This window comes from Bacillus cereus group sp. BfR-BA-01381 (assembly GCF_022663555.1).
GTDB lineage: Bacteria > Bacillota > Bacilli > Bacillales > Bacillaceae_G > Bacillus_A > Bacillus_A pacificus.
Genome location: NZ_JAKUFR010000238.1, coordinates 1 through 395, shown reverse-complemented (window position 1 = coordinate 395; position 395 = coordinate 1). Strand labels below are relative to the sequence as shown.

Sequence of the window (395 nt, the reverse complement as noted above, 5' to 3'; positions counted from 1 at the left end):
CTAGTAATTGTATTATCCTTTAAATGTATTGTGAAATCGGACATGTGTAAGTTGTAATTTAGAAAGAATTCTTTAATTGCATATCCTTTATAGCCTAAACAAATAATAAATTCAGTAATACCGTAATGGCTATACAAACTCATAATGTGCCATAAAATAGGTTTTGTTCCAATTTCAATCATAGGTTTCGGTTTTAAATGTGTTTCTTCCCCAATCCTTGTCCCGTATCCACCAGCAAGAATAACAGCTTTCATTTTTTCCTCCTAAAATAAAAAATATAATATATACAGTATTCATATTTGTATGCAAATGGTTTTGTTTTTGACTAAGTGCGTAAAAATGTGTGGAGCATGATGATGTGAGAAATATTAAGGTTTAAATTTAGGGAATAATTG

The 395-nt window shown here is 29.1% G+C and carries 1 protein-coding gene; it reads right to left on the bottom strand.

The window, feature by feature from the left end; translation table 11 throughout:
- Positions 1-254: sugar phosphate nucleotidyltransferase (locus tag MR079_RS28495; protein WP_242295094.1), on the bottom strand; the 254-nt coding region annotated here is incomplete at its 3' end.
- Positions 255-395 lie beyond the last annotated feature (141 nt).